Origin of the sequence: Pseudoalteromonas sp. MMG024, assembly GCF_021654175.1 — a bacterium.
Classification (GTDB): domain Bacteria; phylum Pseudomonadota; class Gammaproteobacteria; order Enterobacterales; family Alteromonadaceae; genus Pseudoalteromonas.
This window is the reverse complement of sequence record NZ_JAKFZO010000007.1, coordinates 87,480-109,178: the sequence shown is the minus strand read 5'-3', so window position 1 is coordinate 109,178 and position 21,699 is coordinate 87,480. Positions and strand designations below refer to the sequence as shown.

Below are 21,699 nucleotides of genomic sequence, written 5' to 3'. Positions count from 1 at the left end.
GCTTAGTTTAACTTCATAATTGTTTCGCCAGTCATTTCGCTTGGCTGCTCCATGCCCATTAAGTGAAGCATTGTTGGTGCTACATCGCTTAACTTTTTACCCTGTAACGGTGTTGCATTGCGGCCAACATAAATAAATGGCACTGGCTCACTGGTGTGTGCCGTGTGTGCTTGACCCGTTGTTGGGTTAACCATTTGCTCGGCGTTACCGTGGTCGGCTGTAATAAGTGCTTCAGCCCCTGTTTTTTCTAACGCTTCGACAACACGGCCGATGCAGCTATCAACCGCTTCGCACGCTTTTACCGCGGCATCAAATACCCCAGAGTGGCCAACCATATCGCCGTTCGGGTAGTTACAAATAATTGCATCGTATTTACCGGATTCAATGGCTTTAACTAATTTTTCGGTTAGCATTGCTGAATTCATTTCTGGTTGAAGGTCGTACGTTGCCACTTGCGGTGATGGAATAAGTACGCGCTCTTCGCCTTCAAACTCCGCTTCACGGCCGCCACTAAAGAAGAAAGTTACGTGCGCATATTTCTCTGTTTCTGAAATACGAAGTTGGGTTTTGTTGTGTTTTTCTAACCATTCACCAAACACGTTTGCTAGCTTCTCTGGTGGGAAAGCCACGGTCGTTTTGATGTCTGCAGCGTACTCAGTTAACATCACAAAATCAGCAAGTTGTGGTGATTTTTGTTTAGCAAACCCAGCGAAATCGGCATCCACAAATGCACGTGTCATTTGACGCGCGCGGTCAGCACGGAAGTTCATAAATAACACAGCATCGCCATCATTAATGGTAGCGGGGCTGTCGTTATCAAGAATTGCGGATGCTGAAATAAATTCATCATTTTCGTCACGCGCGTAGGCTGCATTTAGCGCCTCTAACGGACAAGTATAAGAATGTTGTGAGGTACCTAATGTCATTAGGTTATATGCGCTTTCTACGCGTTCCCAGCGGTTATCGCGGTCCATTGCAAAGTAACGGCCAACTAGGCTTGCAATGCGGCCTACACCGAGCTCTTCGCATTTTTGTAAAACATCTTTAATTGGTTGTTCTGCGCTTCTTGGTGCGGTATCACGACCATCTAAAAAGCCGTGTACATAGATTTTCTTCGCGCCACGTTTTGCGGCTACTTCAATGGCAGCGATAATATGTTCATGGTGAGAATGTACGCCGCCTGGACTCAAAAGACCCATTAAGTGAACGGCTTTATCGTTGGCAATCGCTTTATCTATTGCATTTACAATTGCTGGGTTTTCAGAAAATTCACCGTCATCAATTGCTTTAGTAATGCGTGTGAAATCTTGGTATACGATGCGGCCAGCGCCTAAATTAACGTGACCTACTTCGGAGTTACCCATTTGGCCATGAGGTAAGCCAACATCTAAACCTGAGCCTGAAATAAGGGTACTTGGGTATTCTCGCCACAAACGGTCCATAACCGGTGTGTTAGCCGCTAAAATAGCATTGCTTTCTGTTTTTTCACTGTATCCCCAACCATCTAAGATAATCAGTACCAAAGGTTTTTTCTGTAACGACATTCTCATTCCTCATCCAAATAGAATTGCGCGTATCAGCACGGCGCACAAAATAGCGCGACATTTATACCATTTTTTAACCACAGATTCAGCAGTTAAGGTATTCACATTTAAAATTTTCAACTGAAACTCTAGCAGAGCTAGAATTTATTCATATCATCCGTGTATACTTGGCCACTTTTAATGTAAAGAAAAATTGAGAAAGTGATGGCACAATTTGTCGAATTTGTAACTAACAACCTGATTTTATGTTTAATTTGGGTTGGCTTATTAGGCGCCATTGTACTTGGGTGGTTTAAATCTCGCTTTTCAGCGGTAAAACAGGTTAATCCTCAACAATTGACACATTTAGTCAACCGTGAGAACGGTTTAGTTGTTGATATTCGTGCCTTAAAAGACTTTAATCAAAGTCATATTGCAGGCAGCGTTCACTTAGCTGCTGAAAAAGCCAAGCAAGGTGAATTTGTAGGCCTTGAAAAGTCAAAGAACGACCCAATTATCTTGGTATGTGTTTCAGGTATGACTGCGCAGTCTATTGCAAATGGGCTGGTTAAAGCAGGCTATGAACAGGTTAATGTACTATCGGGTGGTATTACTGCGTGGCAAAACGCTAACTTACCGCTGACTACAGGAAAATAATCATGGCAAATATTGTTATTTATACGAAACCAACATGTCCTTTTTGTGTGCGAGCAAAAATGCTGTTAACGCAAAAAGGTGTTGAGTACACGGAAATTGATATTGCCGCTCAGCCTGAACTTCGCGATGAAATGATTGCTAAAGCAAACGGTGGATACACAGTGCCGCAAATTTTTATTAACGACCAACACATTGGTGGTTGTGATGATATGTTTGCACTAGAACAGTCTGGTCGTTTAGACAGTTTGCTTGTTTAAAACAAAATTTAGGAAAATAAAATGACAGAAGAGAATCAAAACTTAGGCGCAGAACAACAAGCAGAAGGTCCTCAGTTTGCAGTTCAACGTATTTACGTGAAAGACGTTTCTTTCGAAACACCAAACTCACCAACTATTTTCCAAAAGGAATGGACACCAGAAGTTAAACTTGACTTAGATACACGTTCTAACAAGTTAGAAGACGGCGTATTTGAAGTAGTACTTTCAGTAACAGTTCATGCGACACTTGGTGAAGAAACTGCGTTCTTATGTGAAGTTCAACAAGCTGGTATTTTTGCAATTGGTGTTGCAAACGAAGGTCAACTAGCGCATATGCTAGGTGCTTTCTGCCCGAACGTATTATTCCCATATGCACGTGAAACCGTGTCAAATATGGTTAACCGTGGTACTTTCCCACAGTTAAACCTAGCACCAGTTAACTTTGATGCGCTATTTGCACAATACGTGCAACAGCAAGCCGCTCAAGCTGCTGACGCATAATTAATTATGACTACTTCAGCAGATAATGCTGTTGCAGTACTAGGGGCGGGCTCTTACGGGACCGCCCTTGCTATTTGTTTTGCACGAAATGGTCACAATGTCGTCCTGTGGGGCCGCAATAAAGATCATATTGAAGCATTAGCAACAGCACGTGAAAACCAGCAATACTTGCCTGGTGCACAGTTTCCTGAATCACTGTCATTAAATGATGATTTAGCTGCGACAGTGGCATCGTCTGATGTAGTGCTGGTGGTTGTCCCAAGTCACGCATTTTCCGAAACGCTTAAAGCAATTAAACCGTACTTAACAGCGGGAGCAAGAGTGCTATGGGCAACCAAAGGGCTAGAGCCCAATACTGGTCGCTTGCTACAGCAACTTGCTGCGGAAGTGTTGGGTGATGATGTGAGCCTAGGTGTGTTATCGGGACCTACATTTGCAAAAGAAATGGCCATTGGTTTGCCGACCGCTATTTCACTGTCATCAACGGATACAAAATTAGTTGATGATGTATCTGAGATGCTTCATTGCGGCCGTTCATTCCGTGTTTACTCGAACGATGATTTGGTTGGTGTGCAGCTTGGTGGTGCGATTAAAAATGTGATCGCAATTGGAGCAGGTATTTCTGACGGCTTTGGTTTTGGTGCGAATGCGCGTACTGCGTTAATCACCCGTGGATTGGCCGAAATGTCGCGCTTAGGTGTTGCTCTTGGTGCTAAACCTGAGACTTTCATGGGCATGGCAGGTTTAGGTGACTTAATCTTAACCTGTACCGACAATCAATCGCGTAATCGCCGTTTTGGTTTAGCGCTTGGTAAAGGTCAGTCAGTTGAGCAAGCACAACAAGAAATTGGTCAAGTGGTTGAAGGTTATCGCAATACCAAAGAAGTGTTTTTACTTGCTGAGCGCAGTGGTATTGAAATGCCAATTTGTGAGCAAATTTACAATGTGCTTTATAAAGGGCAAGACGTAAAGCTTGCTGCAATGAACTTACTTGGCAGGCAGAAAAAAGCGGAAGCTTAGTTCTAGTTTCAAAAATAGCTATATCCGTTTAAAAAGGCTTTACCGCTTAAGTGTGGTAAAGCCTTTGTTTTTATTAGCCTTGAATATCTTTTGATAAAGTAGCTCTGTTCAATTGGTTTACACAGCGCCTTCAAAATCAAACTGACGCCACGCTTCGTAAATAAATACGGCAACGGCATTGGATAAATTCATGCTACGGCTATCTGGCATCATTGGGATACGCAGCCTTTGCTCTGTTGGCAGTGATTCAATCACTTCACTTGGTAAGCCGCGAGTCTCAGGGCCAAACATTAAACAGTCGCCGCGTTCGAATTTAGCTTTATGGTAATGGCCTGAACCTTTTGTGGTACAGGCAAAAACGCGTTGTGGTTGTACTTTAGTAAAAAAGGCATCTAAATTTGTGTGACGTTCAACGTGGCTAAACTCATGGTAATCTAGTCCAGCTCTACGCACTCTTTTGTCGTCCCATTCAAAGCCTAATGGCTCAATAAGGTGAAGGTTAAAACCGGAGTTAGCACACAGGCGAATAATATTTCCAGTGTTGGGTGGGATTTCTGGTTGATAGAGTACAATGTCTAACATGGGAAGTCTCAAATTTATAGTTTCTCTTAGTTTAACAAAGCTTTCAGGTTAGATACTATATGTTTTGAGCGTGATGCAGGTAAGGTTTGTCATTTTAAAAATGAAAGAAAAAGATTATGCATATTGGGTTAAGCTTTCGAGCAGTTTAACCCTTGTTTTAGCAAGCACCATGGTTGCAGCAAAATTTTGGGCCTGGATGAGTACTGGCTCAACTACTATGTTGGGTTCGTTAACTGATTCTTTGCTAGATATTACGGCATCTGCCATTAACTTTTGGGTGCTTCGAATTGCACTTGTACCAGCAGATGATGACCACCGCTTTGGTCATGGTAAAGCTGAATCATTAGTAGGGCTTGGACAAGCAGCATTTATTGCTGGTAGCGCATGCTTGCTGGCGTTTTATGGTGTAGAGCGATTATTTAACCCGGTAAAAAGCGAAGCCGTATTTACCGGCGTTGTTGTTAGTATTTATGCCGTAGTGTGTACCTTATTAATTATCGCAATTCAGCATTGGGCATTAAAGCAAACTAAGTCTGTGGCAATAAAAGCAGATTCAGTGCATTACAAAGGCGATTTATTGCTAAATTTAAGCGTTATTGTTGCCCTTATACTGGCCAATATTGGTTGGGTGTACAGTGATGGTGTATTTACCTTACTGATTGCGGGTTATTTATTTTACAACGCTTATGATGTTGCAAAAGAATCAACTGATTATTTAATGGACAAAGAGTTAGCTGATGACATTAAGTTGCAAATTGAACAGGCGGTGTTATCTCACTCTGAGGTGCTTGGTTTTCATGAGTTACGCACTCGTCAAAGCGGGCCTACCAAATTTATTCAATTGCATTTAGAGCTTGATAGTAACCTTACTCTAGCAAATGCTCACCGTATTTCGGTTGAGGTGGAAGAGGCCATTCACAGTATCATGGATGGCGAAGTGGATGTGCTTATTCACAAAGATCCGTTTTAAAAAATTGAAAAATATCGTTTAGAGCAAGATCGCGAATAGCATCTTGCTCAAATAAAATCTCATGCAAACTGCCGTAATAACATTTCTTTTGCATTGTTTTATTGCGTGCTACAACCTTATCTTGCCATGTGTTGGCAACTATCGTATCGCGCTCAGCCTGCATCAATAAAATAGGTAATTCTGAGGAGGTGGATTGGATCTGGTCAATTGCCTGAAATGCCTGTTTGAGCCAACCTACAGTTACCCCGCCGAGCCGCAATGTCGGATTTTCTTTATACAGAGTGCGAAATGCATTGTAGCGCGTTTCACATTGCATCAGTGGATTGTCGTGAAATGGCTTTTCTAGATATCCAGCTTGGCCAAAAAAGTAATGTGTATTTAAGCCAAGTAAACTGAGTATATTTACGATTAATTTTGCTACAGGGTATGGAAAACCAGGCGTTGGAATGCCAAACATAGGGGCACTGAGCACAGCTTTATCAAATGGGTGAGTATGATTTGCTAAGTACAAATAGCTAATTGCAGCGCCCATTGAGTGTGCCAGTAAATAGTGTTTACCTTGCCAGTTTTGCTTTACGACTTGTTCAACAAAGAGTGAAAGCCCTTGTATATAGTCTTCGAAGCTATGAATGTAGCCCTTATCTGCAACGGGTAATAAACGGCTCGACACACCTTGCCCAAGATGGTCGCACATGAAGACGGCAAACCCTTTGCTATAAAAATCATAGGCGAGCTCTTGGTATTTAAAATAGCTTTCACAGCGACCATTTACTATGGTTACGGCTGCCTTGGCGTTATTCGGTATTATAAACGCGTAGCCAAGTTGATTGCCATGAAACGCTAACTTAGCGTGAGTGACGGTTGACCAAAATTGTTCGATGTTATGTTGTTTAGTCATGATTTAGGATAATGGTTACTTTTAAGCCTGAATTGTGTTGATTTTCGAGTGTAATGGTACCTTTGTGTATTTCTACAGCATGTTTAGTTATTGCTAGACCCAATCCAGTGCCGCCGCTATTACGCTCTCGCGATTGTGAAATGCGGTAAAAAGGTTCAAGTAGCATAGGTAATTCTGACGCTTCAACACCTTCACCATCATCGCTAATTGTTACAATTACGGCTTTGTCGTAATCTTTAATATCGCAGCTAATCGTTGTTTTTGCATATCTAATGGCGTTACGCAAAATATTTTCAAATGCGCTGGCGATAAGTGCAGCATCTAACTCGAGTTGTTTGCTGGTAGAGCCTGTTACTTTGAGCTGTTTATGCTGTTGCTCCGATTCAAATTCCGCATCTTTGAGCACTTGCTGTAGAATTGATTGCAATGGCTGAAGGTCTTTTTGAATATATTGATTATTCGCTTCTAACCTGGATAGCTTTAATACATCTGAGATCATCTGATCAAGATTGTTTGCCTCTTTTTCGATGCGTGATAAATAACTTTCTTGCTCGCTTGATTGTTTAAGTTGTGCAAGCCCCGTGGCCATTTGTAAGCGTGTTAAGGGGGAGCGTAATTCGTGTGATACGTCGGCCATTAGGCGCTTTTGGCTGGTGACTAAAGATTCTAGGCGCTGCGCCATAACATTAAAGTCGCTTGCTAGCATTGTGAGCTCATCGCCTGATTTACGATTCATTTCAATACGGGTATCAAGTTGTCCATTGGCAAGTTGTGTTGTTGCGCGTTTAATTTTATTTATTGGCTTTATTAGTGTTCGACTAAATAACAAGCTTAAAAGTAGGGTTGCACCGATAACGACCAGTGTTTTTAGCCATGCGGGCATTAAAATGATACGCAAACCAAGTGGCGGTGAGCGCCAAGGTTCAATCTCATACATTAGAAATGTTTGTTGCTGATACGATACTTTAACTGGACCTAACGCGCGGTACTTATCTGTGGTGATGATTTGTGGCTCTAGCTGTTGGGTAAATGCGAGTAAACTTACATCAGGCTGTTGTGTAGTTTGCTGGTTAAAAAACGACAGGTTGGAATCGATTTGCGTAAAATACAACAAACGATGACGGGCAATGCGCGGGTGTGATGCTAGTTGTTCTAGAGTTTTATCGGGTTTTTTATGCTGTGCGCGCTCTAAACCACTTGCCAAACGTTTTAGATTGATAAGCTTGGGGCCATGAAGTTTATGACTATCAACATTAGATTCAGTAAGTTGACTAAAAACAAACAGTACAGCTAAGGTAAATAAAATAGTTAGCCAAAACCAACTAAACACTTTAAAAAACAGGTAATTTCTTGGGTTAAATTTGTTTAGCATTAGTTAATTTCCAAGCAAAATATAGCCTGCACCACGCACGGTTTTAATTTTTTCTTGCTCGATGTGCTCTGCTATTTTTTTACGAATATTACTGACATGCATGTCGATAGAGCGATCAAAGGCCGCGAGTTTTCGGCCAAGCACCTGCTCGCTAATTGTCTCTTTGCTCACGATTTCACCTTGGTTGTTTAACAGTAAAAATAAAATTTCAAACTCAGTACCAGTAAGCTCAATTTTTTGTTCTGCAGCAAATGCTTCGCGGGTATGCGGCGTTAGCCTAATGCCATTTTCTTCAATAATTGCGTTGCTGTGCATTTGCTGAATATTTTCGATTCGGCGTGTGATTGCTTTTACCCGAGCCAATAATTCGCGGTGATTAAATGGCTTTGCTAAATAATCATCAGCGCCAAGTTCTAAGCCAAATATACGGTCAAAATCTTCACCTTTTGCGGTTAGCATAATAACAGGAGTAAGTTTGCTTTGGCGTAGCTGTTTTAATACTTCGAACCCGTCAAGGCCGGGTAACATCACATCAAGTAAAATAACATCATAGTTTTGTGCAAGCGCTTGCTCTAAGCCCGTATCCCCGCGGTGACACGCTGTGATATTAAACTCATGTGAAGAAAGGTACTCGGTAAGTAACTCGCTAAGTTCTATGTCATCATCAATTAGAAGTACGTTCATTTCTTTGCCTTGCAATACAACAGATACGCTTATTTTAAGGGGAATTTACGCAGCCAAAAAACAATTTACACAACCTTTACATTGCTTTGCGTTGCTTTTCATTGGGCTTGCTAAAATAACCATAACACCAAATAAGACCCAACTGGAGAATGTTATGAAATTTAAAATGTTAGTTTCGGCGGCAGTATTATCAATTGCAGCACTTTCAAGCAGCGTAGTAATGGCGAAACCTCATAAAGAGGGCTTTAACATGTACCGAATGTTACTTTCAGAGCGCGGTATTTCACGTTTAGATTTAACCAAGGTGCAACAAGATAAAATAAAAAGTATTGCTGATGCAGAAAAAGCGGCGCTAAGAGCATTTAAAGAGCGCAATCCGAATACACGTGCTGATGTTAAAGAACTTGTGCATGCTGAAGTATTTGACGAAGTGGCATTTAGGCAAATGCTTGCTAAACAGCAAAGTGAACGCACCGAGCTTGCTGTTATGAAAGCGAAAAATAAAAATGCAGTTTGGAATATGTTAACGACGGAACAGCAGGAAAAGCTTAAAAAAGTAATGAAACGTAAAAATAAGCAAAAGCGTTCAAAGCAACATGCAGAAAAGTAGTTAACAGATAGTGTAACTAACCAAATATATTGTTTGTATTTGGTTAGTGCATCTTTTTATTGTATTAATTTACGTTTGTGAATTTTTGTACAGTTTTTATTGTGCAAGGTGTACGAATTTTATTCATTTAATCACAAAGTTAAACACTTTTTTCTAGCCCAAGGCGCTAATGTAATTTCAGGTCAATAAGGAAATTACATTATGAATAGTATAAAGAACAAAATAGGAACGGCATTTGTTGTGCCGGCATTCTGTGTGCTGTCTGTTGCGTGTGATAGTGACTCGCATCAATATCGAGATACATCTCAACCGGTCGTCATCGACTTTAATGATGACCATCATGATTTTTCAGCGCTATTCTCAGACTACCCGCAAGGGCAAGAAGGTTTTTTCGAACTGGCATCTTCTTACCAACAGTTACCAACACCTTATGAAGATAAGCATGCCTATCGCTTATATGGTAGTAACCGTTCAGATGATTTATTTATGGGTCTTTATGGCAAAATTGATAATTTAAAGCCAGCAAAGCGCTATAACCTTTCATTTAAAACCACCATAGTTACTAATATTCAATCAAATTGTGCGGGCATCGGCGGGCCACCAGGTGAGTCCGTTTATATCAAAGTCGCCACTCACTCAGAGTTGCCTAAAAATAGCCTTAGAGATGGAATGTATCGCCTTAATTGGGATGTAGGCACACAAGGCGAACGAGGAGAGCATAGTCAGGTAGTAGGAGATATTAGCAATGGTATCGATTGTATGGCTGAGAATCGTTATATTGCGAAAGAGATGAGTTCCGAGGTAAGTATTCCTGTAATGGCTAATGATAATGGCGATGTATGGATTATGGTTGGCAGCGATTCGGGTTTTGAAGGGCCATCTGAATTATTTATTTCACATATTTCAGTGGCCTTTACTGATTAACCCGAATTCAGGTTAACTAATCTTTAAAAAAGCCTTCTTGGTTTGCAGCAAGCATTGCTTCGATGTCTTCGATAGACTCAGGAGTAAATGCTTGCTCGGGCGTCAGAGGTGTGGAAATCGTATGATTTTCTTCTGACCATTCGCCTAAATCAATAAGTTGACAGCGTTTAGAACAAAAAGGGCGAAATTTAGCGCCTTCTTGCCAGATAACCTCTTTTTGGCAAGTAGGGCACTTTACTGTTGTTGGCATAAAAATAACTTCAATTATGTTGATAGCGCAAATGTTAGAGAATAACTGTGTTTGAGTAAAGCGCTTGGCTTAAATCAGCCGTTCAATACCGCTTAGACAATGCAGATCTTGTTCATCGTTCGTCAACCCAAAATTTATAACGTAACTTAAGCTCTAAATTCACGCATTTAGTAACTGGTAACACGGTTTATCTCGGCAAGACTAGTTATCCCTGACGCCGCCTTTTCTAAACCTGAAAGTCGTAAACTATTAAATCCACTAGCTAACGATGCTTTGGCGATATCCAAAGAATTTCCGCCCGACATAATGATTTGTGATATTTCAGAGGTAATTCGCATTACTTCATAGATACCGACTCGACCTTTATAACCTTCTGTACAATGTTCGCATCCAACGGCTTTAAATAATGTTATATTGCCAATTTGCTCGTCAGTGAAGCCTTGCGACTTGAGTTCTTCGATAGGCAAGCTTTCAGGTGTTTTACAATTATTGCAAAGGCGTCGAGCAAGGCGTTGTGCAATGATTAAGCTAATAGAACTTGCAACGTTGTAAGCGGGTACGCCCATATTGAGTAAGCGAGTAAGAGTTTCGGGTGCTGAGTTGGTGTGTAGCGTACTTAACACCAAGTGACCTGTTTGCGCTGCTTTTATTGCGATTTCAGCGGTCTCCAAATCACGTATCTCACCAACCATAACAATGTCGGGATCTTGGCGAAGGAAAGCGCGCAGTGCGTTTGCGAATGTCATGTCTGCTTTAGGGTTTATTTGCACTTGGTTAACACCGACAAGGTTTATTTCGACAGGATCTTCGGCTGTGGAAATATTAACCTCAGCTTTGTTTAAAATATTTAAGCCAGTGTAGAGCGATACTGTTTTACCTGAGCCTGTCGGACCAGTAACTAAAATCATGCCCTGGGGTTGTGACAGTGCTTCTAAATACATGGCTTTTTGCGCTGGCTCATAACCAAGCACATCAATACCGAGCATAGCACTACTCGAATCCAAAATACGCATTACAATTTTCTCTCCCCACAAGGTGGGTAGGGTGGAGACACGAAAATCGATACTTTTCTTTGCTGTAATTTTTAATTTGATACGCCCATCTTGTGGTTTACGTTTTTCTGCAATATCTAAACGAGACATTACTTTTACACGGGCTGAAATGCGTGATGACAGCATTTGTGGTGGCGATGCTACCTCATGCAAAATACCATCAATGCGAAAACGGATACGATAGGATTTTTCATAAGGTTCAAAATGTAAATCTGATGCGCCTTTACGTATCGCGTCCATCAAAATTTTATTGATATAGACAATGATAGGGGCATCATCTTTCTCTGGTGCGCTGTCTTCAGATAAGTTAGCTTCGGTATCAGTTACTTCAATATCGCCAAATTGCTCAAACTCTTCATCTGATATTGCCAAGTCATCAGTTTTATTAAATATTGTTTCAATAAATTGCTCGAGCCCATTGAAGTCAACAACTATAGCTTCAGTTTGAAGGCCTGTGTTGAATTCGAAATCTTCGAAGGCATCAAAATTAGTTGGGTCAGATGTGGCTAAGAATAAAGTTCTTCCACGCTTTGATAAGGGTAACAAATGATGTTTTTTAACTAGCTCTTCGCTGATATCATCAAGTGGTATGCTGCTTGGCTCTACCGTAGCAATATCTAGTACGGGAAGGTTAAACCAAGAAGAACAATATCCTGCTAATTGCTTTGATGAAATTTTACTGTTGTTTAAGATAAATTCGCTAATATGCGCGGTTGAACTCGCGGCTGAGATTACTTGTTCATGCGCGATAAACCCCATTGCTACACATTTACGAATAAGCGGAGAGTTTACATTCATCACTTGCCTCCAATTCAATCTACTTTAAGTGTTGTTGAGATTGCTTGGATTGCAAGTTTTATGAAAAATCAGGGAATTATTATGTTTTAGGGTGTGAAGTTTTACTTAGCGAGCAAACTATAGTGTTGCTACTGATTGTTTACGATATGAATACAGAGATTTTATCGGTTTGATAGCTTTTGATGAATTGCCATTACTTGAGCATATGTGTTATCTAATGATAATGCGTTATCAATAACGTAATCTGCTTTTTTTAATTTAATACTCCTAGGCATTTGAGCTGTAATAATCTGTTTTATTTGTTCTTGATTGACACCGTCACGCTCGCTACCTCGCATAATTTGCAGTTCCTCGGGAATATCCACTAATAGTGTTTTTTCACATAACTTATCAAGGTTATTTTCGAATAATAGAGGCGCGTCCAAAATAACGTAGAGTCCACTTGCTGCATTTAATTGCTCTAAAATTTCTTGGCGAATAATAGGGTGCAGTAAGTTATTAAGCCACAGTTTCTCGGATTCGTTTGAGAAGATAAGCTTTCTGAGTTCAGCTCGATTGAGTTCGCCATTATCCCAAACGATCTGAGAGCCAAAATGTGCTTTAATTTTTTTAAGGCTGGGAGAGTTAGGCGCAACAACTTGCTTTGCTATAGCATCCGCATCAACAATAGTGATACCGAGTTTTTTGAAATAGTTTGATACAGTGGATTTTCCGGTGGCAATACCACCGGTTAATCCGATAACTGGAGCTGGCATATTATAAGGTTAAAAAATTAAAATAAGCTGTTTGGATTTGTTCACCCCAAATCAGGGAAATCCAGCCGGCTATTGCAATGTAAGGCCCAAATGGAATTGGTGTTGCTTTATCTTTCCCTTGTATTGAAAGAAGTGTAACCCCAATTACTGCACCTACTAAGCTCGACATTAACACTATCATTGGTAAATACTGCCATCCTAAAAGAGCACCAAAAACAGCCATTAGCTTAAAGTCACCATAGCCCATACCCTCTTTGCCGGTAAGTAATTTAAATACCCAATATACCGACCAAAAAACGAGGTAACCTGCAGCTGCACCAATAATAGCTTGTGATGGTTCAATAGTAAGCCCCATAACTGACGCTATTAATACCAACCATAGTAATGGCAAAGTAATTTGGTCTGGCAATAACATATGATCAATATCAATGAAAATAAGTGATATTAGTGCGTATGTTAGTATTAAGTACAAAGCGGCTTGCTCAGTTACGCCAAAATAATACGCTATCACAAGGCCAGCAAGACCAGTTAAAAGTTCAATGCTGGGGTAACGAACAGAAATTTTGTTACCACAGCAAGCCGCTTTACCACGTAAAAATAACCAACCAAATACCGGCAAATTAAACCAAGGTTTAATTTGTGTATTACAGTGCGGGCAGGTTGAACTTGGCGTAATTAAATTAAATGCCTTTGTGCTTGCCTCGTAAGGTGTTTTGAGATTGTCAGCAAGTAGCAAACTGCATTCAGCCTTCCACTCATTTTCCATCATTTTTGGTAAACGATAGATAACAACATTAAGAAAACTGCCGATGCAAATGCTAATAAGAAAAACAGCACTGTAAAACAAAATAGGTTCAGAATCTAATTGTATAAGTAAATCAATCATCCAGATACTACGCTACCTAATTGGAATATAGGTAAGTACATTGCAACGATTAAGCCACCTACGAGCACTCCTAATATAGCCATTATTAATGGTTCTAACAGACTAGACAGTCCATCAACTGCATCATCAACCTCTTGCTCGTAAATGTTAGCAACTTTTCCTAACATATCATCAAGCGCGCCTGATTCTTCACCTATCGCAACCATTTGGATAACCATATCTGGAAAAACGCCCGAGTTTTTCATTGCAAAATTCATTTGGTTACCAGAGCTAACTTCATTTTTAATATCAAGAATTGCATCTCTATAAACTGCATTACCGGAAGCTCCTGCTGCAGATTGCAGTGCATCAACAAGCGGTACACCTGCTGCAAAGGTTGTTGATAAAGTACGCGCATAGCGTGCCACAGCTGCTTTATTTAGAATACTACCTATAATAGGTGACTTTAATATTGCTTTGTCAGTATTATCTCTAACATTTTTACTGGCAAAGTGTGCTTTTTTAAATGCATATCCACCAATAGCAATTGTACCAAAAACGATCCACCAATAAGATTGCATAAATTCAGAAATGCCAATTACAAATAGAGTAAACGCTGGAAGTTCAGCTCCAAAGCTGCTGAATACATCTTGGAATTGAGGAACTACAAATATAAGCAAAATTGCTGTAACTATAAATGCAACTGTTAGTACTGCAATAGGGTAAAATAGTGCTTTCTTAATCTTTGACTTGAGCGCTTCTGATTTTTCTTTATAAAGTGCAACACGGTCAAAAATCCTATCTAACGCACCAGATTGCTCGCCCGATTCCACTAAGTCACAATAAAGCTCATCAAAGTATTTAGGGTGAGCTCTAAGCGCTTTACTTAATGGATCACCGGCCTTTACTTCATCAGCAATTTTTGTAATTAATTTTTGTAAAGATTTATTCTCTGAACCCGATGCAATCATATCAAGAGCTTGAATGAGTGATACGCCTGCAATCAACATTGTAGCTATTTGCCTAGTAAATACAGCGATATCCTTCGGCGTTATTTTCTTTTCACCATTCATGCCAAAAAGAGGCTGCGCTTTTTTCTTTACTTTTGATGGGGTAATACCTTGTTTTCTGAGTTGAGCTTTTACAATAGCAATGTTGGGACCATTAAGTTCACCTTCCATTTTTTTGCCACGCGCGTTTACGCCAACCCATGAAAATGTCGTAAGGCCATCGTTCTTAGTTTTTTTTGCCATACTTTATCCTTAAAAGCACTCGAACGTGAGTAATTATATATGGTATTTTATCGATCTCTCAGATGAGTATCTAGTTTAATAATTAGTGACTCGATTTATTTCAGTAATGCTTGTTACGCCTTGCGCAGCTTTTAATAAACCTGATTTACGTAAGTTGTTAATACCTTCTTGTTCTGCAATTGCTGCAATTTCTAATGAGTTACCACCTTGCATTATCACATCTGCAATCTTAGGTGTTATTGGCATTACTTCATAAATACCAACACGACCTTTATAGCCTTCAGTACATTTTTCACACCCTATTGCTTTAAATAGCTGTAAAGATGGAATTTGCTCTTTACTGAACCCTAAATTTAAAAGTTCTTGCTCAGGTAGGGTTTCAGGTTCTTTACATACAGGACACAAACGTCGAGCAAGTCGTTGTGCGATAATCAAACTTACTGAGCTTGCAATATTATACGAGGGAACACCCATATTAATTAAACGGGTCAATGTTTCAGGCGCAGAATTCGTATGCAGCGTACTTAGCACTAAGTGGCCGGTTTGTGCTGCTTTTATTGATATTTCGGCGGTTTCCAAATCACGTATCTCACCTACCATGACAATATCTGGATCTTGACGCAAAAATGCACGTAACGCATTAGCAAAAGTCATTTCAGCTTTGGGGTTAATTTGTACTTGGTTTACCCCAACTAAGTTTATTTCTACAGGGTCTTCAGCTGTTGATATATTGCGCTCAGGCTTATTAAGAATATTTAACCCTGTGTAAAGCGATACGGTTTTACCTGAACCCGTAGGACCAGTTACCAGAATCATGCCTTGCGGTTGTGCAAGTGCATTTAAATAAAGTTCTTTTTGTTCAGGTTCATATCCTAATACATCAATACCTAACATCGCACTTGATGAGTCTAGAATACGCATTACAATTTTTTCACCCCACAAAGTTGGAAGGGTAGAAACACGAAAGTCAATGCTTTTCTTTGCGGTAATTTTTAATTTGATACGTCCGTCTTGGGGTTTTCGTTTTTCTGCTAAGTCGAGTTGAGACATTACTTTGATACGAGCAGATATTCTGCTTTCTAAACCGATTGGAGGACTTGCTACTTCATGCAATACACCATCCACACGAAATCGAATACGGTAAACATGCTCATAGGGTTCAAAATGTAAATCTGACGCGCCACGCTTAATAGCATCCATTAAGATTTTATTGATATAAACAATAATCGGAGCGTCGTCTTCTTTTTTGTTTACATCATTTTCTTCTTCTTTGATATCTACATCGGCGGAAATACCATTTAATTCGCTTAGTTGGTCATCACTTAGCTCTATACCATCGCTTTTTTCAAACAAAGCATCAATCGCTTTTTCTAGAGCGTCATAAGCCACTACAACGACTTCGGTCTGCAGCCCCGTGTTAAACTCATAATCTTCAAAAGCATCAAAATTGGTTGGATCAGCGGTTGCTAAAAAAAGTGTTTTTCCTTTTAACGCAATAGGTAGCACTTTATGTTTTTTTATTAACTTTTCATTGCGCTCTTTGCCGTCAGGGATTACCTCTAAGTCAACACAATCAAGCGACAAATAGGAACTTTGAAATAAATTAGCAGCACTTTTAGCTAAATCAGTTGATGAAAGTTGGCTTACCGAACAAATAAACTCGGGCAAAGAAGTTTGGTTAGAGTAGTCTGTGAGATTAGTTTCGTTTATATAACCAAAAGTTATTAGTTTTCTAATTAATGGAGATGTAATTTGCATAGCTTAAGTAAAATCCATACCTGTGTACCTTAACTAAATATCGTTAAGACTTACGCCAGTTAACTTCAGATGAGAAAGCGTTAATTAAACAGGCATCTAATTATGTTTCTGTACACCCATCTGGTAAAAAATCTGTTTTCCAGCCGGCAGGTCGGTTCGACACCTCGCACGACCAGGTACCACCAGCGATATCTCTTATAAGTAAAATATTAGCTCCGTTAACTAACGGTGAACCAGAAACTACACCAGTAATGCTTGTCGGTGTCATAGCGTGAGAAGAACAAGAAATATTTTGATTTACGTTTATTGCTGTAAGATCAGAGGCTGTTGGAGGGGTTTCACCTTCGTTAACCATTATTTCAAATAGTACTCTACCAGCACGAATTTCTTTATAACAGCTGCTAACGTCAGTCGTTGATACATAGTTTTGATATTGAGGAAGCGCAACCGCAGCTAAAATTCCAATTATGGCAACAGTAATCATTAACTCAATGAGTGTAAAGCCTTTGGTTTTTTTCATTGTATTATCCTCAGTAACAAAAATAAAGCAGCACAAGGCTGCTTTATTTTTAGATAATATATTATTGACACTCTTTAGGAACTAGAGACTTGTCAGCAGCACTTGTTGCACAAGCCCAGGTACCGTCAGAAGCACGAGTGAAAGTTAAAGTTTCACCGTCGATACCTGCAGCACCTTGCATTGTGCCTTGAATAGTAGTTGCAGTTTGAGCATGTGCACTACAAGCTACAGCTTCAGGTACACCCATTTCAGTTAAGTCTGACGCCGCTGCAATGGTGTCGCCATTAGACGCTTTTACTTCAAAAAGAGTTTTCGCAGGAACAATCTCTTTATAACAAGAACCAGCTTGAGCGCCTGCTGTGTAAGATTGATACTGTGGAATCGCTACTGCTGCAAGAATACCGATGATTGCAACAACGATCATTAATTCGATTAGTGTGAAACCCTTTTGGGCTGTTTGTTTCATGTTTTTCATAATGTACCTCTAACGAGTGTTTATGGGGCTAAGTTATTAAAAAGAGATGTCTGTTAAACAGAACATACTCATTCCATCAATTAGTATAGTTAAACTTCTCTAATGAGAAAGTAAGTATTAGTAACTTTTCCCTAAGCGATTAATACCAAACCATAAAAAATTATTAATTTGTCTCTAAAAACCACCTAAAGGTACTACTAAGTTGGCTTACTAGGAACAAAACTAATTCCTTATTACTAGCCTGTACTTCCTGTACTCGCTATTTCTAATGAGATGCTAGCACGACATTTAAGACTTGTGTAGCATCTTTTTTTACAATTAGCTTACATGTTCCTAAATTAATACAAAAGGATTACTCTTTCTGTATGAAAAAAGTTAAAGTTCACTAATTAGTCGCCATTATTTTCAAAACGCATTGATAAATCAAGCGCTTTTACATGTTTTGTTAATGCACCTGACGAAATAAAGTCGACACCCGCCTGTGAATAGGTGCGTAAAGTCTCTAATGTCATATTACCTGACACTTCCAGTTTGGCGCGTTTGTTGGTGATTGTTACCGCCTTGTTAATCATCTCAACCGTGAAATTATCAAGCATTATGATGTCAGCACCAGCATCAAGAGCCAACTGCAGTTCTGCTAAGTTTTCTACTTCTACTTCTACTTTTTTATCTGGGTGATTTGCTTTTGCTTGTGCTACCGCATTCTCAATGCCACCACAGGCAGCAATGTGGTTTTCTTTAATTAGAAAGGCGTCAAACAATCCGATGCGATGATTTTCGCCACCACCGCATTTCACTGCGTATTTTTGTAATAAGCGTAATCCCGGAATGGTTTTACGAGTATCGAGCAGTTGTGTTCCTGTACCAGTTAACTCTTTTACATAGCTGGCGGTAGTAGTTGCCGTGCCTGAAAGTGTTTGTAAAAAGTTAAGCGCGGTGCGCTCAGCAGTTAAAATAGCGCGTGCATTACCAACCGCGGTAAATAACATTTGGTTTTCTTCAATGACTTCTCCATCATTAACTAATACATTCACTATTACACTTGGATCTACCTGTTCAAACACTTCTAAAATAAGTTGCTTGCCACAAAAAATACCCGCTTCGCGCGTGATTACTTTTGCGTTTGCTTGCTGTGTTGCCGGAATAAGCTGTGCGGTAATATCGCCATTAGCACTTTGGTAGTTTAAGTCTTCGTTGAGTGCAGATTTAACAAGTTGAGAAATTAATTGTTGAGAGAGAGCCATAGTGAATTTACAGAAAGTGAACGTTGCAATAATTTTATCGTGTTGATTATAAGTTGGCTATGATTTTATTGGATTTTGGATATGAGATTTCAGATTTCTTTCGGCAAGTGTTAATCTAAATCTAATTTCTGCAGGCTACTTCGAAACATGCAAATAGAACAACACGTATTACAAGGTATTTGCTTTTTACCTTCTCCTCATTTTAATGAACGACCAGATGAGCAAGATATTTCTCTGATTGTACTTCACAATATTTCGTTGCCAGCGGGTCAGTTTGGTTTACCGTATATTTCTGATTTATTTTTAGGCTGTTTGGATTGCAAGGCTGACCCGAGTTTTTCAGATTTAGAAGGGCTTGAAGTATCAGCGCATTGCTTAATTCGCCGCGATGGTGAGATTATTCAGTACGTACCATTTAACAAACGGGCGTGGCATGCTGGTGTGTCTGAGTATAAAGGTAGGCAGGGATGTAATGACATTAGTATTGGTATTGAATTAGAGGGGAGTGATCATGTTCCTTTCACAAATGAGCAGTATGCTAGTCTTGAAGAACTGGTCAAAATGCTTTTAAAACATTATCCTAAGTTAAATTTAGAAGCGATCACGGGTCATAGTGATATCGCACCAGGCCGGAAAACAGATCCTGGTCCACACTTTGATTGGGCCCGCTTTCATGCCTCATTAACGTAGCAGAGAACAAGATGATTTTAATTTCAGTAATCTTAGCACTTATTATTGAAAGACTAGCCGCAAAAGAAGATGCATGGCAGCTTAATACCTATGTTAAGCATTTTATTAGTATAAGTGAGTCAAACGGCTTATTTAGTAAGATTTACTCGCGTCGAGTGGATTTCTTTATTTGGCTATTACTTCCTGTACTGTTGCTCTTTGCTGTAAGTGAAACGTTTGATTTTGTTTTGCTTGAACTAGCGATTAACGTGGTTGTGTTACTCGTGTGTTTTGGTTGTGCTTACTTGCGTGAGAAATACAAAGGGTATTTAAACGCGTTGCAGCGAGACGATGCAGAAGCTGCAACACTGTATGCGCTTCAATTAGGTCAAAAACGTACTGAGCAGGATGGTGGTGAAACACTCGGCCAAACAATCGCATGGATTAACTTCCGTTATTATGGCGCGGTTATTTTTTGGTTTGTTATCTTTGGTGTGTGCGGCGCACTTGGTTATGCGTTGATTCGAAATTTTGCAGACTTGACCCGTAATGATCCTGCATCAGCCTTTCGTAAACACAAAAAGATGCTTCATAAAACACTTTATTGGCTTGATTGGTTACCGGCACGCATTGTCAGCTTTGGTTATTTAATTATTGGTAACTTTAGCCAAGGCACAGCAACTTATTTAAAATATGTATTTAACTTTTCAGTACCAAATCGACGAGTCATCGGTGACATTGCCCATGCTGCTGAACGTGTAGAACAAGAGTTTATCGGCTGCAGTTTTGAAGCCAAATGTATGGTGCGTTTGGTAAAACGAAACATGCTGCTAATGCTAGCGGCAATAGCTATTCTTACTTTACTGGGGTCGGTTAGTTAAAAAAGAGTTGAGATTTCAGAGTTCAGGTTTCAGAATTTTTGCTGAACCCTGAACCCTGAACCCTGAACCCTGAACCCTGAACCCTGAACCCTGAACCCTGAACCCTATCTGGTCTGACCATTTTACTTTTTCACCAATTAAATAATTATTCTGTTATTTTTTGTCTACCTTTAATGGTGTTTGATTTCTTATCTCGTACGTAACCTGAGGTTTAGTGCATCGTTGCCAAACTATTTTTAGGCAAAAACACTGCATTGAATAGTTATGCCATTAATCTTGATAATTTTGACTATTCACCGTATTTCTGATAATTTAAGCGCTAATTTTTGGTATGACCAATTTACCTTTGCGAATTTGACACACTATTTGCTTGATTAGGAACGGAAAACAGAAGGTTACTTCAAAAGCCTATGTCATTTAAGATAAAAGCCGCTAAGCTGTCGGATGTGATTTTAGAACAACTTGAGAATATGATTCTTGAGGGTTCGTTGGCGCCTGGCGAAAAATTACCGCCGGAGCGCGAGCTGGCGAAACAATTTGAAGTGTCACGTCCTTCATTACGTGAAGCGATTCAAAAATTGGAAGCCAGAGGGCTGGTAACACGTCGCCAAGGTGGCGGTACTTATGTTAAAAACCAGCTTGAAGGTGGCATGACAGATCCACTGTTTGATTTGATTTCCAAACACCCTGAATCACAATTTGACCTACTTGAATTCCGTCACGCGTTAGAAGGCATTGCAGCCTATTATGCAGCACTTCGTGGTACCGATACGGATTTCGAATATATTTCTAAATGTTTTGATGCCATTGCAACTGCAAATGACATAGAAACCCAAGCCCAAATGATCAATGCCTTTCATTTTGCCGTAGCAGAAGCATCGCATAACGTAGTGTTGCTGCACTTAATTCGCGGTATGAAATCATTACTTGAGCAAAATATTCAGCAGAATTTAATGGTATTAGTGCAAAAAGCAGATGTTAAAACGCAACTGGCTGAACACAGAAAATTCCTGTTTGATGCAGTAATTACAGGACAACCAGATAAAGCACGTGACGCAAGTAATGCGCACTTAGCCTTTATTGAAGAAGCTTTATTGCAAGCGGGTAAAGAGCACTCTCGTATTGAGCGCAGTTTACGCCGTTCGCAAAAAAATTAAACGATTTGAAACATAACTCGATTT

General features: G+C 39.9%; 24 protein-coding genes. 10 read left to right on the top strand and 14 right to left on the bottom strand.

From position 1 onward, the window contains the following. Positions 1-2: 2 nt before the first annotated feature. Positions 3-1,544 (bottom strand): 2,3-bisphosphoglycerate-independent phosphoglycerate mutase, encoded by a 1,542-nt coding sequence (gpmM, locus tag L1068_RS08465; protein WP_237129896.1) that lies wholly within the window; start codon positions 1,542-1,544, stop codon positions 3-5. Between the two features lie 204 nt (positions 1,545-1,748). On the opposite strand from gpmM, the gene L1068_RS08460 reads away from it, so the two are divergent. From L1068_RS08460 to gpsA, 4 genes are read left to right on the top strand one after another with little or no spacing between them, the layout of a single operon-like run. After that, a complete protein-coding gene (locus L1068_RS08460) occupies positions 1,749-2,180 on the top strand; it encodes a rhodanese-like domain-containing protein (RefSeq protein ID WP_237129895.1) in 432 nt (143 codons plus the stop codon). Between the two features lie 2 nt (positions 2,181-2,182). Further along, positions 2,183-2,437 (top strand): glutaredoxin 3, encoded by a 255-nt coding sequence (gene grxC, locus L1068_RS08455; RefSeq protein WP_237129894.1) that lies wholly within the window; start codon positions 2,183-2,185, stop codon positions 2,435-2,437. A gap of 21 nt (positions 2,438-2,458) precedes the next feature. Next, positions 2,459-2,938, top strand: a complete 480-nt coding sequence (gene secB, locus L1068_RS08450; RefSeq protein ID WP_010561759.1) for a protein-export chaperone SecB — start codon at positions 2,459-2,461, stop codon at positions 2,936-2,938. A 6-nt stretch (positions 2,939-2,944) separates the two neighbouring features. Then, positions 2,945-3,958 carry an NAD(P)H-dependent glycerol-3-phosphate dehydrogenase gene (gpsA, locus tag L1068_RS08445; protein WP_237129893.1) on the top strand — a complete coding sequence of 338 codons (1,014 nt, stop codon included), beginning with the start codon at positions 2,945-2,947 and terminating at the stop codon, positions 3,956-3,958. A gap of 117 nt (positions 3,959-4,075) precedes the next feature. Here the strand turns inward: gpsA and trmL are convergent, their stop codons facing one another. Then, on the bottom strand, positions 4,076-4,540 hold the full coding sequence (trmL, locus tag L1068_RS08440; RefSeq protein WP_237129892.1) for a tRNA (uridine(34)/cytosine(34)/5-carboxymethylaminomethyluridine(34)-2'-O)-methyltransferase TrmL: 465 nt from the start codon (positions 4,538-4,540) through the stop codon (positions 4,076-4,078). Positions 4,541-4,640: 100 nt separating this feature from the next. Between trmL and L1068_RS08435 the strand changes: the two genes are divergently transcribed. Then, positions 4,641-5,510, top strand: coding sequence for a cation diffusion facilitator family transporter (locus L1068_RS08435; RefSeq protein ID WP_138630436.1), 870 nt, complete (start codon positions 4,641-4,643; stop codon positions 5,508-5,510). On the opposite strand, the gene L1068_RS08430 is transcribed toward L1068_RS08435, so the two are convergent. Genes L1068_RS08430 through L1068_RS08420 form a run of 3 tightly spaced genes read right to left on the bottom strand, consistent with a single transcriptional unit; the run spans position 5,488 to position 8,464 of the window. After that, positions 5,488-6,408 carry an alpha/beta fold hydrolase gene (locus L1068_RS08430; protein WP_237129891.1) on the bottom strand — a complete coding sequence of 307 codons (921 nt, stop codon included), beginning with the start codon at positions 6,406-6,408 and terminating at the stop codon, positions 5,488-5,490. The genes L1068_RS08435 and L1068_RS08430 overlap by 23 nt on opposite strands. After that, complete coding sequence (locus L1068_RS08425; protein ID WP_237129889.1) at positions 6,401-7,780, bottom strand: ATP-binding protein; 1,380 nt, start codon at positions 7,778-7,780, stop codon at positions 6,401-6,403. Before L1068_RS08425 ends, L1068_RS08430 begins: the two co-directional genes overlap by 8 nt. A gap of 3 nt (positions 7,781-7,783) precedes the next feature. Continuing rightward, positions 7,784-8,464 (bottom strand): response regulator transcription factor, encoded by a 681-nt coding sequence (locus L1068_RS08420; protein WP_010561753.1) that lies wholly within the window; start codon positions 8,462-8,464, stop codon positions 7,784-7,786. Between the two features lie 154 nt (positions 8,465-8,618). Between L1068_RS08420 and L1068_RS08415 the strand changes: the two genes are divergently transcribed. Together L1068_RS08415 and L1068_RS08410 are read left to right on the top strand one after the other, a co-directional pair. Further along, complete coding sequence (locus tag L1068_RS08415; protein WP_237129888.1) at positions 8,619-9,074, top strand: Spy/CpxP family protein refolding chaperone; 456 nt, start codon at positions 8,619-8,621, stop codon at positions 9,072-9,074. A 201-nt stretch (positions 9,075-9,275) separates the two neighbouring features. After that, positions 9,276-9,998, top strand: a complete 723-nt coding sequence (locus L1068_RS08410) for a hypothetical protein (RefSeq protein ID WP_237129887.1) — start codon at positions 9,276-9,278, stop codon at positions 9,996-9,998. A gap of 16 nt (positions 9,999-10,014) precedes the next feature. Here the strand turns inward: L1068_RS08410 and yacG are convergent, their stop codons facing one another. The 9 genes from yacG to nadC all read right to left on the bottom strand — a co-directional run bounded on the left by yacG (position 10,015) and on the right by nadC (position 18,968). Next, on the bottom strand, positions 10,015-10,248 hold the full coding sequence (yacG, locus tag L1068_RS08405; RefSeq protein WP_237129886.1) for a DNA gyrase inhibitor YacG: 234 nt from the start codon (positions 10,246-10,248) through the stop codon (positions 10,015-10,017). Between the two features lie 167 nt (positions 10,249-10,415). Then, complete coding sequence (pilB, locus tag L1068_RS08400; protein WP_237129885.1) at positions 10,416-12,098, bottom strand: type IV-A pilus assembly ATPase PilB; 1,683 nt, start codon at positions 12,096-12,098, stop codon at positions 10,416-10,418. A 161-nt stretch (positions 12,099-12,259) separates the two neighbouring features. Continuing rightward, positions 12,260-12,853 carry a dephospho-CoA kinase gene (coaE, locus tag L1068_RS08395; RefSeq protein WP_237129884.1) on the bottom strand — a complete coding sequence of 198 codons (594 nt, stop codon included), beginning with the start codon at positions 12,851-12,853 and terminating at the stop codon, positions 12,260-12,262. A gap of 1 nt (position 12,854) precedes the next feature. Then, complete coding sequence (locus L1068_RS08390; protein WP_239031200.1) at positions 12,855-13,739, bottom strand: A24 family peptidase; 885 nt, start codon at positions 13,737-13,739, stop codon at positions 12,855-12,857. Then, a complete protein-coding gene (locus L1068_RS08385) occupies positions 13,736-14,971 on the bottom strand; it encodes a type II secretion system F family protein (RefSeq protein WP_237129883.1) in 1,236 nt (411 codons plus the stop codon). The genes L1068_RS08390 and L1068_RS08385 overlap by 4 nt, the downstream gene beginning before the upstream one ends. Positions 14,972-15,046: 75 nt before the next feature. Beyond that, positions 15,047-16,729 (bottom strand): type IV-A pilus assembly ATPase PilB, encoded by a 1,683-nt coding sequence (gene pilB, locus L1068_RS08380; protein ID WP_237129882.1) that lies wholly within the window; start codon positions 16,727-16,729, stop codon positions 15,047-15,049. Positions 16,730-16,829: 100 nt separating this feature from the next. Beyond that, positions 16,830-17,249, bottom strand: coding sequence for a pilin (locus tag L1068_RS22050; protein ID WP_275419470.1), 420 nt, complete (start codon positions 17,247-17,249; stop codon positions 16,830-16,832). Positions 17,250-17,310: 61 nt separating this feature from the next. Continuing rightward, positions 17,311-17,715, bottom strand: a complete 405-nt coding sequence (locus tag L1068_RS22045) for a pilin (protein ID WP_275419469.1) — start codon at positions 17,713-17,715, stop codon at positions 17,311-17,313. 398 nt (positions 17,716-18,113) lie between these two features. Beyond that, the gene (gene nadC, locus L1068_RS08355; protein ID WP_237129881.1) at positions 18,114-18,968 is read right to left on the bottom strand and encodes a carboxylating nicotinate-nucleotide diphosphorylase; all 855 of its coding nucleotides are present in this window, start codon (positions 18,966-18,968) and stop codon (positions 18,114-18,116) included. Between the two features lie 147 nt (positions 18,969-19,115). On the opposite strand from nadC, the gene ampD reads away from it, so the two are divergent. The 3 genes from ampD to pdhR all read left to right on the top strand — a co-directional run bounded on the left by ampD (position 19,116) and on the right by pdhR (position 21,675). Beyond that, positions 19,116-19,658 carry a 1,6-anhydro-N-acetylmuramyl-L-alanine amidase AmpD gene (gene ampD, locus L1068_RS08350; RefSeq protein WP_237129880.1) on the top strand — a complete coding sequence of 181 codons (543 nt, stop codon included), beginning with the start codon at positions 19,116-19,118 and terminating at the stop codon, positions 19,656-19,658. A gap of 11 nt (positions 19,659-19,669) precedes the next feature. Next, positions 19,670-20,518 carry a beta-lactamase regulator AmpE gene (gene ampE / locus L1068_RS08345; RefSeq protein WP_237129879.1) on the top strand — a complete coding sequence of 283 codons (849 nt, stop codon included), beginning with the start codon at positions 19,670-19,672 and terminating at the stop codon, positions 20,516-20,518. 410 nt (positions 20,519-20,928) lie between these two features. Further along, positions 20,929-21,675 (top strand): pyruvate dehydrogenase complex transcriptional repressor PdhR, encoded by a 747-nt coding sequence (gene pdhR, locus L1068_RS08340; RefSeq protein ID WP_237129878.1) that lies wholly within the window; start codon positions 20,929-20,931, stop codon positions 21,673-21,675. The last annotated feature ends 24 nt before the right edge of the window (positions 21,676-21,699 follow it).

Excerpts from the sequence above, each read along its gene's own strand:
- gpmM (WP_237129896.1), bottom strand. The coding sequence starts at position 1,544 with ATGTCGTTACAGAAAAAACCTTTGGTACTGATTATCTTAGATGGTTGG.
- L1068_RS08460 (WP_237129895.1), top strand. The coding sequence starts at position 1,749 with ATGGCACAATTTGTCGAATTTGTAACTAACAACCTGATTTTATGTTTA.
- grxC (WP_237129894.1), top strand. The coding sequence starts at position 2,183 with ATGGCAAATATTGTTATTTATACGAAACCAACATGTCCTTTTTGTGTG.
- secB (WP_010561759.1), top strand. The coding sequence starts at position 2,459 with ATGACAGAAGAGAATCAAAACTTAGGCGCAGAACAACAAGCAGAAGGT.
- gpsA (WP_237129893.1), top strand. The coding sequence starts at position 2,945 with ATGACTACTTCAGCAGATAATGCTGTTGCAGTACTAGGGGCGGGCTCT.
- trmL (WP_237129892.1), bottom strand. The coding sequence starts at position 4,540 with ATGTTAGACATTGTACTCTATCAACCAGAAATCCCACCCAACACTGGA.
- L1068_RS08435 (WP_138630436.1), top strand. The coding sequence starts at position 4,641 with ATGAAAGAAAAAGATTATGCATATTGGGTTAAGCTTTCGAGCAGTTTA.
- L1068_RS08430 (WP_237129891.1), bottom strand. The coding sequence starts at position 6,408 with ATGACTAAACAACATAACATCGAACAATTTTGGTCAACCGTCACTCAC.
- L1068_RS08425 (WP_237129889.1), bottom strand. The coding sequence starts at position 7,780 with ATGCTAAACAAATTTAACCCAAGAAATTACCTGTTTTTTAAAGTGTTT.
- L1068_RS08420 (WP_010561753.1), bottom strand. The coding sequence starts at position 8,464 with ATGAACGTACTTCTAATTGATGATGACATAGAACTTAGCGAGTTACTT.
- L1068_RS08415 (WP_237129888.1), top strand. The coding sequence starts at position 8,619 with ATGAAATTTAAAATGTTAGTTTCGGCGGCAGTATTATCAATTGCAGCA.
- L1068_RS08410 (WP_237129887.1), top strand. The coding sequence starts at position 9,276 with ATGAATAGTATAAAGAACAAAATAGGAACGGCATTTGTTGTGCCGGCA.
- yacG (WP_237129886.1), bottom strand. The coding sequence starts at position 10,248 with ATGCCAACAACAGTAAAGTGCCCTACTTGCCAAAAAGAGGTTATCTGG.
- pilB (WP_237129885.1), bottom strand. The coding sequence starts at position 12,098 with ATGAATGTAAACTCTCCGCTTATTCGTAAATGTGTAGCAATGGGGTTT.
- coaE (WP_237129884.1), bottom strand. The coding sequence starts at position 12,853 with ATGCCAGCTCCAGTTATCGGATTAACCGGTGGTATTGCCACCGGAAAA.
- L1068_RS08390 (WP_239031200.1), bottom strand. The coding sequence starts at position 13,739 with ATGATTGATTTACTTATACAATTAGATTCTGAACCTATTTTGTTTTAC.
- L1068_RS08385 (WP_237129883.1), bottom strand. The coding sequence starts at position 14,971 with ATGGCAAAAAAAACTAAGAACGATGGCCTTACGACATTTTCATGGGTT.
- pilB (WP_237129882.1), bottom strand. The coding sequence starts at position 16,729 with ATGCAAATTACATCTCCATTAATTAGAAAACTAATAACTTTTGGTTAT.
- L1068_RS22050 (WP_275419470.1), bottom strand. The coding sequence starts at position 17,249 with ATGAAAAAAACCAAAGGCTTTACACTCATTGAGTTAATGATTACTGTT.
- L1068_RS22045 (WP_275419469.1), bottom strand. The coding sequence starts at position 17,715 with ATGAAACAAACAGCCCAAAAGGGTTTCACACTAATCGAATTAATGATC.
- nadC (WP_237129881.1), bottom strand. The coding sequence starts at position 18,968 with ATGGCTCTCTCTCAACAATTAATTTCTCAACTTGTTAAATCTGCACTC.
- ampD (WP_237129880.1), top strand. The coding sequence starts at position 19,116 with ATGCAAATAGAACAACACGTATTACAAGGTATTTGCTTTTTACCTTCT.
- ampE (WP_237129879.1), top strand. The coding sequence starts at position 19,670 with ATGATTTTAATTTCAGTAATCTTAGCACTTATTATTGAAAGACTAGCC.
- pdhR (WP_237129878.1), top strand. The coding sequence starts at position 20,929 with ATGTCATTTAAGATAAAAGCCGCTAAGCTGTCGGATGTGATTTTAGAA.